15 protein-coding genes are annotated in these 14,071 nt (G+C 70.3%); 2 read left to right on the plus strand and 13 right to left on the minus strand.

The annotated features are described in order from the left end of the window. Positions 1-278 precede the first annotated feature (278 nt). Entirely contained in the window at positions 279-575 is a 297-nt protein-coding gene (gene groES, locus ACI2JZ_RS10885) for a co-chaperone GroES (RefSeq protein ID WP_017203655.1), read from the minus strand. A gap of 145 nt (positions 576-720) precedes the next feature. Between groES and ACI2JZ_RS10890 the strand changes: the two genes are divergently transcribed. Continuing rightward, positions 721-1,914 (plus strand): SAM-dependent methyltransferase, encoded by a 1,194-nt coding sequence (locus ACI2JZ_RS10890; protein WP_404597514.1) that lies wholly within the window; start codon positions 721-723, stop codon positions 1,912-1,914. 1 nt (position 1,915) lies between these two features. On the opposite strand, the gene ACI2JZ_RS10895 is transcribed toward ACI2JZ_RS10890, so the two are convergent. From ACI2JZ_RS10895 to coaA, 11 genes are all read right to left on the minus strand, one after another. Then, positions 1,916-3,034, minus strand: coding sequence for a hypothetical protein (locus ACI2JZ_RS10895; protein ID WP_404597515.1), 1,119 nt, complete (start codon positions 3,032-3,034; stop codon positions 1,916-1,918). Next, positions 3,031-4,074: a hypothetical protein gene (locus ACI2JZ_RS10900; RefSeq protein WP_404597516.1), complete on the minus strand. Its 1,044-nt coding sequence runs from the start codon at positions 4,072-4,074 to the stop codon at positions 3,031-3,033. Before ACI2JZ_RS10900 ends, ACI2JZ_RS10895 begins: the two co-directional genes overlap by 4 nt. A gap of 6 nt (positions 4,075-4,080) precedes the next feature. Beyond that, positions 4,081-4,575 carry a hypothetical protein gene (locus ACI2JZ_RS10905; RefSeq protein WP_404597517.1) on the minus strand — a complete coding sequence of 165 codons (495 nt, stop codon included), beginning with the start codon at positions 4,573-4,575 and terminating at the stop codon, positions 4,081-4,083. Further along, positions 4,572-5,639 carry a tRNA (adenosine(37)-N6)-threonylcarbamoyltransferase complex transferase subunit TsaD gene (tsaD, locus tag ACI2JZ_RS10910; protein WP_404597518.1) on the minus strand — a complete coding sequence of 356 codons (1,068 nt, stop codon included), beginning with the start codon at positions 5,637-5,639 and terminating at the stop codon, positions 4,572-4,574. Before tsaD ends, ACI2JZ_RS10905 begins: the two co-directional genes overlap by 4 nt. Next, positions 5,636-6,127: a ribosomal protein S18-alanine N-acetyltransferase gene (rimI, locus tag ACI2JZ_RS10915; RefSeq protein ID WP_404597519.1), complete on the minus strand. Its 492-nt coding sequence runs from the start codon at positions 6,125-6,127 to the stop codon at positions 5,636-5,638. Before rimI ends, tsaD begins: the two co-directional genes overlap by 4 nt. Then, a complete protein-coding gene (tsaB, locus tag ACI2JZ_RS10920; protein ID WP_247623186.1) occupies positions 6,124-6,747 on the minus strand; it encodes a tRNA (adenosine(37)-N6)-threonylcarbamoyltransferase complex dimerization subunit type 1 TsaB in 624 nt (207 codons plus the stop codon). The genes rimI and tsaB overlap by 4 nt, the downstream gene beginning before the upstream one ends. Positions 6,748-6,813: 66 nt before the next feature. After that, positions 6,814-7,299, minus strand: coding sequence for a tRNA (adenosine(37)-N6)-threonylcarbamoyltransferase complex ATPase subunit type 1 TsaE (tsaE, locus tag ACI2JZ_RS10925; protein ID WP_247955714.1), 486 nt, complete (start codon positions 7,297-7,299; stop codon positions 6,814-6,816). Next, the gene (gene alr, locus ACI2JZ_RS10930; protein ID WP_404597520.1) at positions 7,296-8,402 is read right to left on the minus strand and encodes an alanine racemase; all 1,107 of its coding nucleotides are present in this window, start codon (positions 8,400-8,402) and stop codon (positions 7,296-7,298) included. The genes tsaE and alr overlap by 4 nt, the downstream gene beginning before the upstream one ends. Continuing rightward, entirely contained in the window at positions 8,399-8,758 is a 360-nt protein-coding gene (locus tag ACI2JZ_RS10935; protein ID WP_247632760.1) for a holo-ACP synthase, read from the minus strand. Before ACI2JZ_RS10935 ends, alr begins: the two co-directional genes overlap by 4 nt. Before the next feature lie 52 nt (positions 8,759-8,810). Further along, the gene (gene glmS / locus ACI2JZ_RS10940) at positions 8,811-10,658 is read right to left on the minus strand and encodes a glutamine--fructose-6-phosphate transaminase (isomerizing) (protein ID WP_247632761.1); all 1,848 of its coding nucleotides are present in this window, start codon (positions 10,656-10,658) and stop codon (positions 8,811-8,813) included. A 61-nt stretch (positions 10,659-10,719) separates the two neighbouring features. Then, positions 10,720-11,664, minus strand: coding sequence for a type I pantothenate kinase (gene coaA / locus ACI2JZ_RS10945; protein WP_247623191.1), 945 nt, complete (start codon positions 11,662-11,664; stop codon positions 10,720-10,722). Between the two features lie 36 nt (positions 11,665-11,700). Here coaA and ACI2JZ_RS10950 point away from each other — a divergent pair, with 36 nt between their 5' ends. Then, the gene (locus ACI2JZ_RS10950; protein WP_404597521.1) at positions 11,701-12,639 is read left to right on the plus strand and encodes a Ppx/GppA phosphatase family protein; all 939 of its coding nucleotides are present in this window, start codon (positions 11,701-11,703) and stop codon (positions 12,637-12,639) included. Between the two features lie 71 nt (positions 12,640-12,710). Here the strand turns inward: ACI2JZ_RS10950 and glmM are convergent, their stop codons facing one another. Then, positions 12,711-14,069, minus strand: a complete 1,359-nt coding sequence (gene glmM / locus ACI2JZ_RS10955) for a phosphoglucosamine mutase (RefSeq protein WP_247623193.1) — start codon at positions 14,067-14,069, stop codon at positions 12,711-12,713. Between the last annotated feature and the right edge of the window lie 2 nt (positions 14,070-14,071).

The raw sequence follows: 14,071 nt of genomic DNA on the forward strand, positions 1-14,071 counted from the left end.
CTGGCGGTTCCGTGGCCTGCCGGATGATTTCGGCAGGAATCGGATGCCGCGTGGCGGATGCTGCGCTTTCTTCCCGGGGGGGGGCAGGCGCACGGCTGCACGAGATCGAGACGAGCACGTCGTGGAAGATCGGATCGCGCCTCACGTCCGTGGCGCGTGCGCTGCGACTTCCCCGACCATCGTCGCTCCGACGGCGCGGGCGCGACGACTCCGCCTCGCGCTGACGAAGAAGGGGCCCGGATGCCGAAGCATCCGGGCCCCTTCTCGGGAACGCTGAATCAGCGGACGACGACCGCCAGGACGTCGCGAGCCGACAGGACGAGGAACTCGTCCGCACCGAACTTGACCTCGGTGCCGCCGTACTTGCTGTAGAGCACGCGGTCGCCGACGGCGACGTCGAGCGGAACGCGGTTGCCGTTGTCGTCGATGCGACCGGGGCCGACCGCCACGACCTCGCCCTCCTGGGGCTTCTCCTTGGCGGTGTCGGGGATGACCAGGCCACTCGCGGTGGTCTGCTCGGCCTCGACCTGCTTGATGACGATGCGGTCCTCGAGCGGCTTGATGGAAACCGACACGGTCTACCTCTTCTTTCTTGACGCTGACACGAAAGACTTGTTCGCACTCTCAACCCGAGAGTGCTAACGCCAGTGTAGGCGCTTCGCTGGCACTCATGCAACGCGAGTGCCAGCCGCGCCGCCCGCGTAGGCTGTGCGAGTGGAGATGTCTGAGCTGCAAGCGCTGCTGACCCCCGTCGGGCTGGAGTTGCTGGATGCGCTCGGCAGCGTCGAGTCGACGGACGGGGTCGCGCGCGCGGTGTCGCGGTTGCGGGCCGACGGACACTCCCCCGAACTCGTCTCGGCCGTGGTCGGCCAGGCGCACCTGCGTGCGAAGGCAGGAGCGAAGTTCGGACCGTTCGCCGAGCGGATGCTGTTCACCCGCGCGGGCCTCGAGCAGGCCACACGTCTCGGCGTCGCCGCCCGCCACGCCCAGCGCATGCGCAGCGCCGGGCTGACCCGCATCGCCGACCTCGGCTCCGGGATCGGCGGCGATGCCCTCGCCTTCGCCGGAGCCGGTCTCGATGTGCTCGCGGTCGACGCCGACCCGGTGACCGCGGCGATCGCGGCGTACAACCTCGCCCCGTTCGGTGAGAGCGCGACCGTGCAGCACGGCACCGCCGAGAGCGCCGACCTCGACGGGCGCGACGCGGTGTGGATGGACCCCGCCCGGCGCACGGCCGGGCACAGCGAGACCCGTCGCGTCTCACCCGACGACTACTCCCCCTCGCTGGACTGGGCATTCGCGCTCGCGTCCCGCGTGCCGACCGGGATCAAGCTCGGCCCCGCGCACGATCGCGATGCGCTGCCGGCCGATGCCGAGGCCCAGTGGGTCAGCGCCGACGGCAGCGTGGTCGAACTCGTGCTCTGGACCGGGGCTCTTGCTCGGGCCGGCGTGCGCCGCGCCGCGCTCGTGATCCGCGGCGAGCGCTCGCACGAACTCACCGCCGGCGCCGACGCCGTCGACGCCGAGGTGCGCCCGCTCGGCGCCTTCCTGCACGAACCCGACGGAGCGGTCATCCGGGCTCGTCTGATCGGCGACGTCGCCCGCAGCCTCGATGCCGGCATGCTCGACGAGAAGATCGCCTACCTGACCTCGGATGCCGCGCTCACCAGCCCCTTCGTGCAGTCCTTCCGGGTGCGCGAGACGATGGCCGCGAACCCGAAGGCGATCAATGCCGTGCTCAAGGCGAACGACATCGGCACGCTGGAGATCAAGAAGCGCGGAGTCGATATCGACCCGGCGCAGTTCCGCAAGAAGCTCACGCTGCGCGGTGGTGCCTCGGCCACGTTGATCCTGGTGCGGGTCGGAGACCAGCGCCGCGCGATCCTCGCCGACCGGGTGTCGGCCGCCGAGTAGGTCAGCCGGCTCGGGCTTCGGTGATCGTCAGGTAGGGCGTCTGGCTCGCGGTGAAGGCGAGGGTGAGCGACGAGCCGGGCCCGGAACCCGATCCGTCGTCCGACACGAAGGTGGACAGGCCGACGTCGATCGCCGTCGTGGAGGGCAGGCAGACCGCATCGAGCTGTGCGGCATCGACGATCAGGCAGGCCTCGGGCTCGACCGTCTCGCCGTATCGATTCGCCATCCAGACCGGCTCGTCTCGGAAGTAGCCGACGACGCTCAGGTTCATCTCGAAGCCCTGCGCGACGAGTTCCTCCGCCCGCGTGCGCTCGTCGCCGACGAACTGGGCGAGGATCGATGACGACGAGTCCCACTGCTGGATCGATGCGATCGGATCCCCGTCGGTGGCGACCACGATGTACGCATTGATCGTCGTGAAGACGGCGGTCACCTCGTCGACGGTCTCGCCGGGGCGCATGACCGCGACGTTGATTCCGACGTTCTGGAAATCGGACGTGCGCTGGCACTGGGATTGCGTCGCCTCGTCGACATCGACGACGGCGCAGGTCAGATCCCCTTCGCCCTTGGTGCCCAGCCAGACGATCGCACCGGAGTCGTCGTCCTGCCCGACCGCGCGCAGTGTGCCGGGGTCGAAGTCGGATTCGTCTTCGAGGAGAGCGCGCCGCTCCTGCTGCTCCGCGGTCAGCGCGATCGCATCGGACGGCGGCGCGAAGACGGCCCAGCCGATGCCGATCCCCAGTGCGAGCAGCAGCGCTGCGGAGACCGTCACGAACCGCCAGTGCCGACGCAGCACCGCGCGCGTCCCCGGAGCCGCCTCCGGTTCTCGTGCGTCCGCGGAATCCTTCGCCGCAGCATCGGCATCTTCCGGTCCGGGTCCGAGCAACTCCTCGAGAGCCGGTTCGCTCTCGGCCCGCCCATCGGACGCCGGGGCCGGGGCGGGCGACGTCATACCTGGGACCGTCTCCCTCGCGTCAGGGATCGGAAGCGAGACCTCACGGACGATCGCAGCGTGCGCCTGCTCCAGGTCGCGCAGACGGCGAGCGTCTTCTGACGTGAGTCCCCCCGCACGTCCGTACGCTTTGCGCTGCAGACGGCGCAGTTCCTCGTCGGTGCTCATCCCACGCTTCCCGGCGCGGGATCGCGGGTGATCTCGAGATACGACGGCCCCGCCCCGTAGGCGTACGAGATGCGGGTCGTGCCCCCGGTCTCCTCGTCGGGCCGTTCGAAGACCAGGGACCGCGGGCCCGTCTCCTCCGCCGGGATCGGATCGCACAACGACAGCGGAGATTCGTCGGAGCCGTCGTAGATCACGCACGTCTCACCGGTTGCAGTACGCGTGGCGGCCCAGATGGGAGTCTCACGGTCGTACCCGGTGATCCAGAGACTCGTCCGCTCGAACCCGAGCGCCACGAGGTTCTCGGCGATCCTCGTCTCTTCCGCGTCGTAGAAAGTACCGAAGTCGTCCGGCTCGCCGTAGATGAAGCTGTTCGCGATGACCGCCGGGCGTCCGTCGAGAGTCAGGAACAGTTGCGCCGACACCTGGCGCTTGAGCTCGTCGTCGACGTCGACGGTCAGCACCGCATCCATCCCCGAGGAGCGCACCGCATCCGTGCCGTTGCACGTGGGTCGGTACACCTCGCCATCACTGAACACGAGGCACGTGGAGGCCCCGTCCCCCTTCGTCGCGGCCCACACGACCACGTCGGCCTCGACCGCCATGACTCGGATCGAACCGGCGTCGTACTCGCCGCCGTCGACGAGGCGCTGCTGCCACTGCTGCTGCGCCTCGCCGATCACGATGACGTGTTCGGCCGGCCTCGTGAGCAGCCAGCCGGCGACCGCGCCGATCCCGAACACCACGACGATCGCGACCGCGATCGTGATCGCCCGTCGTATCGCCGACCGACGGGGCCGGTCGATGGACGGATTCTCCGCGCTCTCCTGGTCGTGCGGGTGTGCGTCGATCTCCGATGAAACGACCTCGCCGCCGGGCGTGACCGGATCCGGACCGGAGGGATGCTCGACACGCGGGTCCCGGTCACGACGGGAACCGAGTTCCTCGAGACGTTCCAGCTCAGCGGTCGTCAGCCCGCCCTCGCGCCCGTACGCGCGCGCCTGCAGGGCGCGCAGTTCGACGGCTTCCTCGGCGTCGAGCATCCGGCGTCAGCCCAGTCTCTCGAACTGCATGCCGGCCCAGACGAGCCAGCCCAGGCTGTACACCGTCGCGGTCAGCCCGAGCACGAGCGCCCAGCGCCCCATCCCCCGACTCTCGACCGGTCGGCGCAACGACATGATCGACGCGATGATCGCGACCACCCCCACCGGCAGGCCCCAGCCGACGAAGAACGAGGCGCCGAGGGCGACGATCGCCGCGAGCAGCGCCCACGGAGCGAGACGGGCGTCATCGACGACCATCTCGGTCTCGGCGGGCGCCCACGCGGTGCGACCCGTGGGGTCGTCCGCATCCGGACCGCTCACGACCACGGGCTCGATGCCCACGGGGCCGGTCGGCAGCCGCGTGTATCCGTCGCGACGCGCTCCGGGCAGTCGTGCGGAACCTGCCGGGCTCTCGACCTCGCTGCTCGGCCGGTCGATGCGCGGACTCGGTGAAGGCGTGGGCGTCCCCGGTGCGGGCGTCGGCTCCGTGGAGTCGGTCATACGGTGACCGCCTCGGCGACCTGGATCTCCGTCACGGGAAGCGTCGAATCGGCGCCGAAGGCGAGCGTGGACGGCTGCTTGCCGGAGGAGATCAGCTCGGCGGCGAGCGCCGCGATCATGGCCCCGTTGTCGGTGCAGAGCGAGAGCGGCGGGATGCGTACCGTCACGCCCGCCGCGGCTGCGCGCTCGAGGGCGACGTCGCGCAGGCGGCGATTGGCGATCACGCCCCCGCCGAGCAGCAGTCGGGGAACCCCGAGGTCCGCGCAGGCGGCGAGCGCCTTCGTGACGAGCACATCGACGACCGCCTCGCGGAAACTCGCCGCGACATCCGCCACCGGCACCTCGACGCCGTCGGCCTCGCATTTCTCGACCCAGCGCGCGACCGCCGTCTTCAGCCCCGAGAACGAGAAGTCATAGCGGTGCTTCGCCAGGTCGGAGGCGCGGGACAGCCCGCGCGGGAAGCGGATCGCGTTCGGGTCTCCGTCGACGGCCGCCCGATCGATCTCGGGCCCACCGGGGTACGGAAGCGAGAGCAGGCGGGCGACCTTGTCGAACGCCTCTCCCGCCGCGTCGTCCATCGTCTCCCCGAGGAGTTCGACGTCGGTCGTGAGGTCGCGAACGTGCAGGAGCGAGGTGTGCCCGCCCGACACGAGAAGCGCGATCGTCGGGTACTCGAGAGGTTCGGAATCGGCCGTGAGGATGTCGGCGGCGATGTGCCCGACGAGGTGGTTGACCGCGTAGAGCGGTTTGTCGAGCGAGACCGCGAGCCCCTTGGCGGCCCCGACACCGACCATGAGCGCGCCGGCGAGACCGGGACCGCTCGTGACGGCGACGGCATCGAGGTCGGCGAGAGCCACGCCCGCCTCGGCCAAGGCCGCGTCGATCGACGACTGCAGGGCCTCGAGGTGCGCACGGGCCGCGACCTCCGGCACGACGCCCCCGTAGCGGGCGTGCTCGTCCATGCTCGAGGCGATCGTGTTCGACAGCAGAGTGCGTCCGCGTACGATCCCGATGCCCGTCTCGTCGCAGCTCGTCTCGATCCCCAGCACCAGCGGTTCGCTCATGCGCTCACCTCACTCCCCATGCCGGAGTCGTTCCCCGGCGACCTGCGCAGCACGAGCCGCATCACGATCGCATCCACATCATCCGGCTGATAGTAGCGGGGGCGTCGTCCGATCTCCTCGAAACCCTCTGAGAGGTACAACCCCTCCGCAGACGGGTTGTCGGCTCGCACCTCGAGGAACACCTCGCGCGCCCCGCGCTCGCGCGCGGCATCGAGCAGGGCGCGCAGCAGAGCCCGTCCCCGCCCCGCCCCGCGATGGTCGGCGTCGAACGCGATGGTCTGAATGTCGGCATCCGCACTGCCGCGCAGCGCGCGCACACCGCCGTAGCCGATGACCGAGCCCTCTTCGTCGTCGACGAGGTAGCGCCCGTGCTCGCTGACCAGTTCGTCGGCCATCGCCTCGGCGCTCCACGCGTCGGTCGGGAACGAACGCCGCTCGATCCCCATGATCGCGTCGAGGTCGGCGGCGGTCGCATCGCGCAGGGTCACAGCCCCACCCGCTTCGGGGCGGCCGGCTGCTTCACGTCGGGCTGGCGGAGGTAGAGGGGCTCGGCGCCTGCGAGTTCGCGACCGGCGGCGTGAGCGCGGGCGCCGACGCGAGCGAGATCGACGGCCGACAGCGCGGCGACGTCGATCCGGCGGATACCGTCGAGGTGCGCGTCAGCGTCGACGACCGGAACGAGCACGGTGTCGGCGAGCACGCGCGGAAGTCCGTCGGCATCGACGCCGTCGAAGACCGTGATCGCGACCTCGCGTCGTCGCGCGTCGGTGACGATCGCGAACGGCCCGGTGACGGCATCCGTCTCGATCGCCGTGAGCGCCGCCGCGTGATGGCTGGGTACGGGGATCACCGGGATGCCACGACCGAGCGCGAAAGCCCGGGCGGCGGCGATCCCGATGCGGAGCCCGGTGAAGGGGCCGGGGCCCATGCCCGCGACGACGTGCGAGACGTCGTCACCACCCGACGCGGCCAGCGCCTCGACGAGCAGGTCGCCGATCACCTCGGCGTGCCCGAGCGGGTCGCTCGTGCCCGCCTCGGCGCGGCACGCGCCGTCGGGATCGATCAGCGCGACGGCGCTGCCCAGGGAGGTGTCGACGGCGAGAATCACCTCTCCAGGGTAGTCGCCGTTCACGGGTGGCCGTCGGCCGGGCTGTCGCGCCGGGAGCGAGGGGACTCAGGCCTCGATGCGCGTCATGGTGAAGTAGCGCGGCGCATCGGCGTCGAGCTCGGCCGGATCGATCTCGCCGCCGTCATCGCCGACGGGACGCTCGAGCTCGATGTCCCACCAGGCATCGGCGAGGTCCTCCGCCATGCCGCGTCCCCACTCGACCACGACGACCGATCGCGCGAGATCGAGGTCGAGGTCGTCGAGCTCGGCTCCGGAGCCGAGCCGGTACGCATCGACGTGCACGAGCGGCGCTCGGCCGACCAGCGACGGGTGCGTGCGTGCGATCACGAACGTCGGGCTCTGCACCGGCCCCCGTACACCGAGCCCCTCGGCCAGGCCGCGCGTGAAGGTCGTCTTCCCGGCGCCGAGGGGACCTGTGAGGATCAGCAGGTCGCCGGCTTCGAGCTGCTCGCCGATCAGGAAGCCCAGGCGCTCCATGTCGTCGGAGGAGGCGACCTCACGGCGCCCGAGGAAGGCGGGATCGACGCTCATGTCGTCCTCCGCGGAACGCGCGCTCCGATGCGGGTGACGATCTCGTAGTTGATCGTGTCGGCGGCATCCGCCCAGTCGGCGGCCGAGGGCACACCCAGCGTGGGGTCGCCGAACAGCACGACCTCATCGCCGATCGAGACCGGGGTGTCACCCACGTCGACGACGAACTGATCCATGGCGATGCGGCCGACGTTGGTGAAACGCTGTCCGCCGATCGAGACCGGCAGCCGACCCGACGCGTGCCGGGGCACGCCGTCGGCGTATCCGAGCGGCACGAGCGCGAGAGTCGTGTCGCGGTCGGTGCGATGGTCGTAGCCGTACGAGACGCCGGTACCGGCGGGCACCCGGCGCACGGCGGCGACGGCTCCGCGGAGCGTCATCGCCGGACGCAGGCCCAGTTCGGCGGAGGTGCGGTCGTCGAACGGCGAGAGCCCGTAGATACCGACCCCGATGCGCACCGCATCGAGCCGCATCTCGGGTCGGTCGATCGCGGCGGCCGTGGCGGCGATGTGCCGGATCTCGGGATGGATGTCGAAGGATGCCGCGACCTCTACCCCCTCCTCGAACTTCGCCAGAGCTGCGCGATCGTCGTCGAGGGACGTGTTGGAGAGATGGCTGAAGAGTCCCACCACCCGCAGACGTCCGATGCGTTCGTGCCGGGCGGCCTCGGCGAGGACCCGTGCCCAGTCCGCCGGGGCGATGCCGTTGCGCGACAGACCGGTCTCGAACTTCAGATGCACGGCGACGGGGCGATCGACGCTCGCGACAGCCGCGGCGGCCTCGAGTTGATCGAACGAGGAGATGCCGAGCTCGATGTTCTCGGCCGCCGCACGGTCGAAACGCTCGCCGGGCGCGTGCAGCCACGCGAGGATCGGGGCGGTGATCCCCTGCCGGCGCAGCTCGAGCGCCTCGGGGATCTCGGCGACGCCGAGCCTCGTCGCGCCGCCGGCCAGTGCAGCCACGGCGGCAGCGGCCGCTCCGTGACCGTAGGCGTTGGCCTTCACGACGGCGATGACCTCCACACCGGTCAGACGGCGGAAGTGGCGGACGTTGTCGGCGATCGCATCGATATCGACGGATGCCTCGCGGAACGGAACGGTCACGGCTGGCCTCCCTCGGCGACGACGAATGCGGTCGCGAGTCCCGCGTCATGACTCATCGTGAGGTGCAGGGTCGCGATCCCGCGCTCGACGATCACGTCGGCCGTCGATCCCGCCAGCACGAAGTACGGCCGCCCCGATTCCTCCGATGCGATCTCGATCTCGGTCCAGTGCACGCCGTCCGAGCCGCCGAGCGCCTTGATCAGCGCCTCTTTCGCGGCGTACCGGGCAGCGAGCGACGGAAGCCGGAGGCTCCGCTCCGCGGGCGCGAAGAGACGCTCCAGGAGACGAGGGGTGCGCTCGAGGGTCCGCTCGAATCGCGGGATGTCGACGAGGTCGATGCCGGTCCCGATGATCACGGTTCCAGCCTACTCGCGGCGCACGGTCGGACCCGCGCACCGCGAACCCGGCTCATTCGACGGTGACGGACTTCGCGAGGTTTCGCGGCTGGTCGACGTCGAGCCCCTTTGCCGTGGCGAGCGCCATCGCGAAGATCTGCAGCGGGACGACCGCGAGCAGCGGTTCGAACATCGCGCCGGCGAGCGGGATGCGGATGACCTCGTCGGCGAAGGGCAGCACGGCGGCGTCGCCCTCTTCGGCGATCACGATGACCCGGGCTCCGCGAGCGCGGATCTCCTGGATGTTCGAGACGACCTTCGAGTGCACGAGCGCCGAGTGGCGGGGCGACGGCACGAGCACGAACACCGGCTGCCCGGGCTCGATGAGCGCGATCGGACCGTGCTTGAGCTCGCCGGCGGCGAAGCCCTCGGCGTGGATGTACGAGATCTCCTTGAGCTTGAGCGCGCCCTCGAGCGCGATCGGGTAACCCACGTGGCGGCCGAGGAAGAGCACCGAGCGCGTGTCGGCCATCCACCCGGCGAGCTGGGAGACGTGCTCGTTCTCATCGGCGAGCACCCGGGCGATCTTGTCGGGCAGGGCGCTGAGCTCGTCGACGTCGGTCGACGCGTCGGCGACCGAGCCGCGCACGCGCCCCATGTGCAGACCGAGCAGGAGGAGGGCGGTGATCTGCGCCGAGAAGGCCTTGGTCGAAGCGACCGCGACCTCGGGGCCGGCGTGCGTGTAGACGACGGCATCCGATTCGCGCGGGATCGTCGCGCCCTGCGTGTTGCAGATCGACAGCGTGCGTGCGCCGCGCTCGCGGGCGTACTTGACTGCCATGAGCGTGTCCATCGTCTCGCCCGACTGGCTGATGGAGACGACGAGGGTGTCGGCGCCGATCACCGGGTCGCGGTAGCGGAACTCGTGCGCGAGCTCGACGTCGACGGCGACACGGGCCCACTGCTCGATCGCGTACTTGCCGACGAGCGCCGCGTACGAGGCGGTGCCGCACGCGGTGATGATGACGCGATTGATGCCGAGGAAGAGGTCGTCGAGTCCGTCGAGCTCGGGGATCACGACCTGGCCGTCGTGGATGCGCCCGCGGATCGTGTTGGCGACGGCCTCGGGCTGCTCGGAGACCTCCTTGGCCATGAAGCTCGCCCATCCGCCCTTCTCGGCGGCGGCGGCATCCCACGAGACCTCGAAGGGCTCGGGTTCGACCGGGGTACCGGCGAAGTCGACGACGGTGACGGCGTCGGGCGTGATCGACACGATCTGGTCCTGACCGATCGCGAGCGCGTGGCGGGTGTGCTCGACGAAAGCGGCCACATCGGAACCGAGGAAGTTCTCGCCCTCGCCGAGGCCGATCACGAGCGGGGAGTTGCGGCGGGCGCCCACGACGAGCCCCGGGTGGTCCTGGTGCACGGCCAGCAGGGTGAACGCGCCCTCGAGGCGGTTGACGACGCTACGGAACGCGAGCTGCAGGTCGCCGCCGTTCTGCGCGTACTCGCGGCCGAGCAGGGCTGCGGCCACTTCGGTGTCGGTCTCGCTGCGGAACGCGACTCCGGCGGCGACCAGCTCATCGCGGAGCGACGCGAAGTTCTCGATGATGCCGTTGTGGATCAGCGCGAGCTTGTCGTCGTCGGCGAGATGCGGGTGCGCGTTGACGTCGGTCGGGCCGCCGTGGGTGGCCCAGCGGGTGTGACCGATACCGGTCGTGCCGTCGGGCAGCGGGGCGTCGGAGAGCGAGTCGCGCAGAGCGCTGAGCTTGCCCGCCTTCTTGCGCATGCCGAGCGCTCCGTCGCCGTCGATGACCGCGACGCCCGCGGAGTCGTATCCGCGGTACTCGAGGCGGGCGAGACCGGCGAGAAGGATGTCCTGGCTGGGGCGCGGGCCCACGTATCCGACGATTCCACACATGCCGTCAAGAATAGGCGCGTTTTTTTGCGAGCCGTCCGAACAATCGACCCCGCCCGACGGGTCAGAGCTTGCGCAGGAGCACGCTCTCGACCGAGTGATCCGCGCCCTTGTTCAGCACCAGGCGGGCGCGATGCTTGGTCGGCATCACGTTCTCGACGAGGTTGGGCATGTTGATCTCGTTCCAGTACCCGAGGGCCGTCGTGATCGCCTCCTCATCGGTGAGGTGCGCGAAGACGTTGAAGTACGACGACGGATTGCTGAACGCACCCTCGCGCAGGGCGAGGAAGCGCTCGACGTACCAGTTCGCGATGTGGTCGCTGTCGGCGTCGACGAAGATCGAGAAGTCGAAGAGGTCGCTGACCGCGACGTCGTTCGGCGCCGCCGGCGGCTGGAGCACGTTCAGCCCCTCGACGATGACGACGTCGGGGCGACGCACCACCACGTGCGCGTCGGGAACGATGTCGTAGCGCATGTGCGAGTAGAAGGGCGCGCGCACTTCGGGCGCCCCGCTCTTGACCTCGGTGAGGAACTCGATGAGCGAACGCCGGTCGTAGGACTCCGGGAAGCCCTTGCGCTCCATCAGGCCGCGACGCTCGAGCTCGGCGTTCGGATAGAGGAAACCGTCGGTCGTCACCAGCTCGACACGCGGCGTGCCGGGCCACCGGCTCATCAGCTCGCGCAGGAGACGGGCGATCGTCGACTTCCCGACAGCGACGGAGCCGGCCACACCCACCACGAACGGGGTCGTCGAGTCCTCCTCCTGGAGGAACGAGCTGGTCGCCGCGCCGAGACGCTTGGTCGACGTCGCGTACAGGCTGAGCAGGCGGCTGAGGGGCAGGTAGACCTCGCGCACCTCGTCGAGGCTCAGACGATCGCCGATGCCGCGGATCTCCACGACCTCGGTCTCGCTGAGCGGCTGATCGAGGTCAGCGGCCAATCGCGCCCATTCCGCCCGCCCGATCTCTCGGTACGGCGAGAGGGGCTGCGTGGGGTCGACGGTGGTCACCCGACCATCGTATCGGGGCGACGGTAGTCTCTACGCGTGCGCCTCGGAGTCCTCGACATCGGTTCCAACACCGTCCACATGCTCGCCGCCGACGTGCGGCCGGGCGGGCGTCCGCTCGCGACGACGAGCGATCGCTCGGTGCTGCGCCTGATGCGGTATCTGCTGCCCGACGGCTCGATCTCCGAAGAGGGGGTCCTCGCGCTGGAGCGGGCGGTCGCGCAGGCCCGCCGGGTCGCCGAGGAGGAGCGCGTCGATGCCCTGCTCGCCACCGCGACCAGCGCGGTGCGCGACGCCGCGAACGGTGCAGAGGTGATCGCACGGATCGAAGCCGCTCTCGGGCAGCCGCTGCAGGTGCTCGACGGCGAGACCGAGGCCGAGCTGACGTTCCTCGCGGTGCGGCGCTGGTTCGGGTGGTCGGCGGGTCAGATCCTGCTCCTCGACATCGGTGGCGGTTCGCTCGAGATCGCCGCGGGAGGCGAGGAGCTCCCGGATGCCGCGGCATCCGTTCCGCTGGGCGCCGGGCGCATGACCGTCCAGTTCCTGCCGAACGATCCGCCCGGGGAGGACGACGTCGAGCGTCTGCGCGCGCACGCCCGCGACACCCTCGATCAGGTGTTGCCCCGCTTCGCGGACCTCCCTCGTCCCGACCACGTGGTCGGATCATCGAAGGCCATCCGCTCTCTGGCGCGCCTCGTCGGGTACCCGGTGCCCGGGTGGTCGGGATCCGAGCGGATGCTGCTCCCCCGCGCGTCGCTGGGATCCTGGATCCCTCGCCTCGCACGCCTGCCCGCGTCGGCCCGGCAGGAGCTGCCGGGCATCACACCGGATCGCACGTTCCAGATCGTCGCCGCCGCGGTCTCGCTGCACACGGCGATGACGGTCCTGAAGGTCGACGAGCTCGAGGTCTCGCCGTGGGCGCTCCGCGAGGGAGTGCTCCTGCGCTACATCGAGCAGCTGGGTCAGTCCCCGACCTGAGCTGGCGTCGGCCGCAGGGGCGCGAGCGGCTGCTCAGGACGGGGACTGCGCTCGGTGAAGAGCCGGGATCCTCAGAGCGCGAGGCGCTCGCGCACGATATCGGCGAGGCGGTCGGCGTAGGCCTGCGCGGATTCCGCATCGGCGGCCTCGACCATGACGCGCACGAGTGGCTCGGTGCCGGACTTGCGCAGCAGCACTCGCCCGGTGTCGCCCAGCTCGGTCGCGACCGCGCGGACGGCGGCCTGGACGACCTCGTCGTCATCGACACGGTCCTTGTCGACGCCACGCACGTTGATGAGCACCTGCGGGTAGACGGTCATCACGGCCGCGAGCTCGGCGATCGTCTTGCCCTGGCGCGCCATCTCGGCGACCAGGTGCAGACCGGTGAGCAGGCCGTCGCCGGTGGTGGCGAACTCGCTCATGATCACGTGACCGGACTGCTCGCCGCCGAGGGCGAAGCCGCCGGCGTTCATGTCTTCGAGCACGTAGCGGTCGCCCACCGCGGTCTGACGCACCGTGATGCCGTGCTCGCGCATGGCGACGTGCAGGCCGAGGTTGCTCATCACGGTGGCGACGAGCGTGTCGTCGGTGAGATGACCGCGCTCCTTCATCGACACCGCGAGGATCGCCATGATCTGGTCGCCGTCGATGACGTTGCCCGCCGCGTCCACGGCGAGGCAGCGGTCGGCATCGCCGTCGTGCGCGATGCCGATGTCGGCACCGAGACGCACGACCGCCTCCGCGAGGTTGTCGAGGTGCGTCGAGCCGACGCCGTCGTTGATGTTGAGACCGTCGGGTTCGGCACCGATGACGATGACATCGGCTCCCGCGTCGCGGAAGGTCTCGGGCGAGACGCCGGAGGCGGCGCCGTGGGCGCAGTCGAGCACGACCTTGATGCCCTCGAGCCGATTCGGCAGCGACCCCAGGAGGTGCACGACGTACCGGTCCTCGGCATCCGAGAACCGGTCGATCCGACCGACGCCCTCGCCGGTGGGGCGCAGCATCTCGCCGGACATGGCGGCCTCGATGCGCTGCTCGACGACGTCGGGCAGCTTGACGCCGCCGCGCGCGAAGATCTTGATCCCGTTGTCGGGCGCCGCGTTGTGCGACGCCGAGATCATGACACCGAAGTCGGCGTCACGGTCGGCGACGAGGAACGCCAGCGCGGGGGTCGGGATGACGCCCGCCTCGAGCACGTCGACGCCCGAGGAGGCGAGACCGGCGGCGACCGCCGCGGTCAGGAAGTGTCCCGAGACCCGGGGGTCGCGAGCCACGACTGCGGTCAGACGCTTGCCTTCGGCTTTGCGTGCCTCCGCAGTACGGCCCTGGCCCAGGACGACAGCAGTCGCCTGGGCCAGGGTGAGCGCGAGGTCGGCGGTGAGGATGCCATTGGCAAGCCCCCGCACACCGTCCGTGCCAAAGATCGGCATCG

The organism is Microbacterium sp. NPDC087868 (genome assembly GCF_044900755.1).
GTDB classification, from domain to species: domain Bacteria; phylum Actinomycetota; class Actinomycetes; order Actinomycetales; family Microbacteriaceae; genus Microbacterium; species Microbacterium galbinum.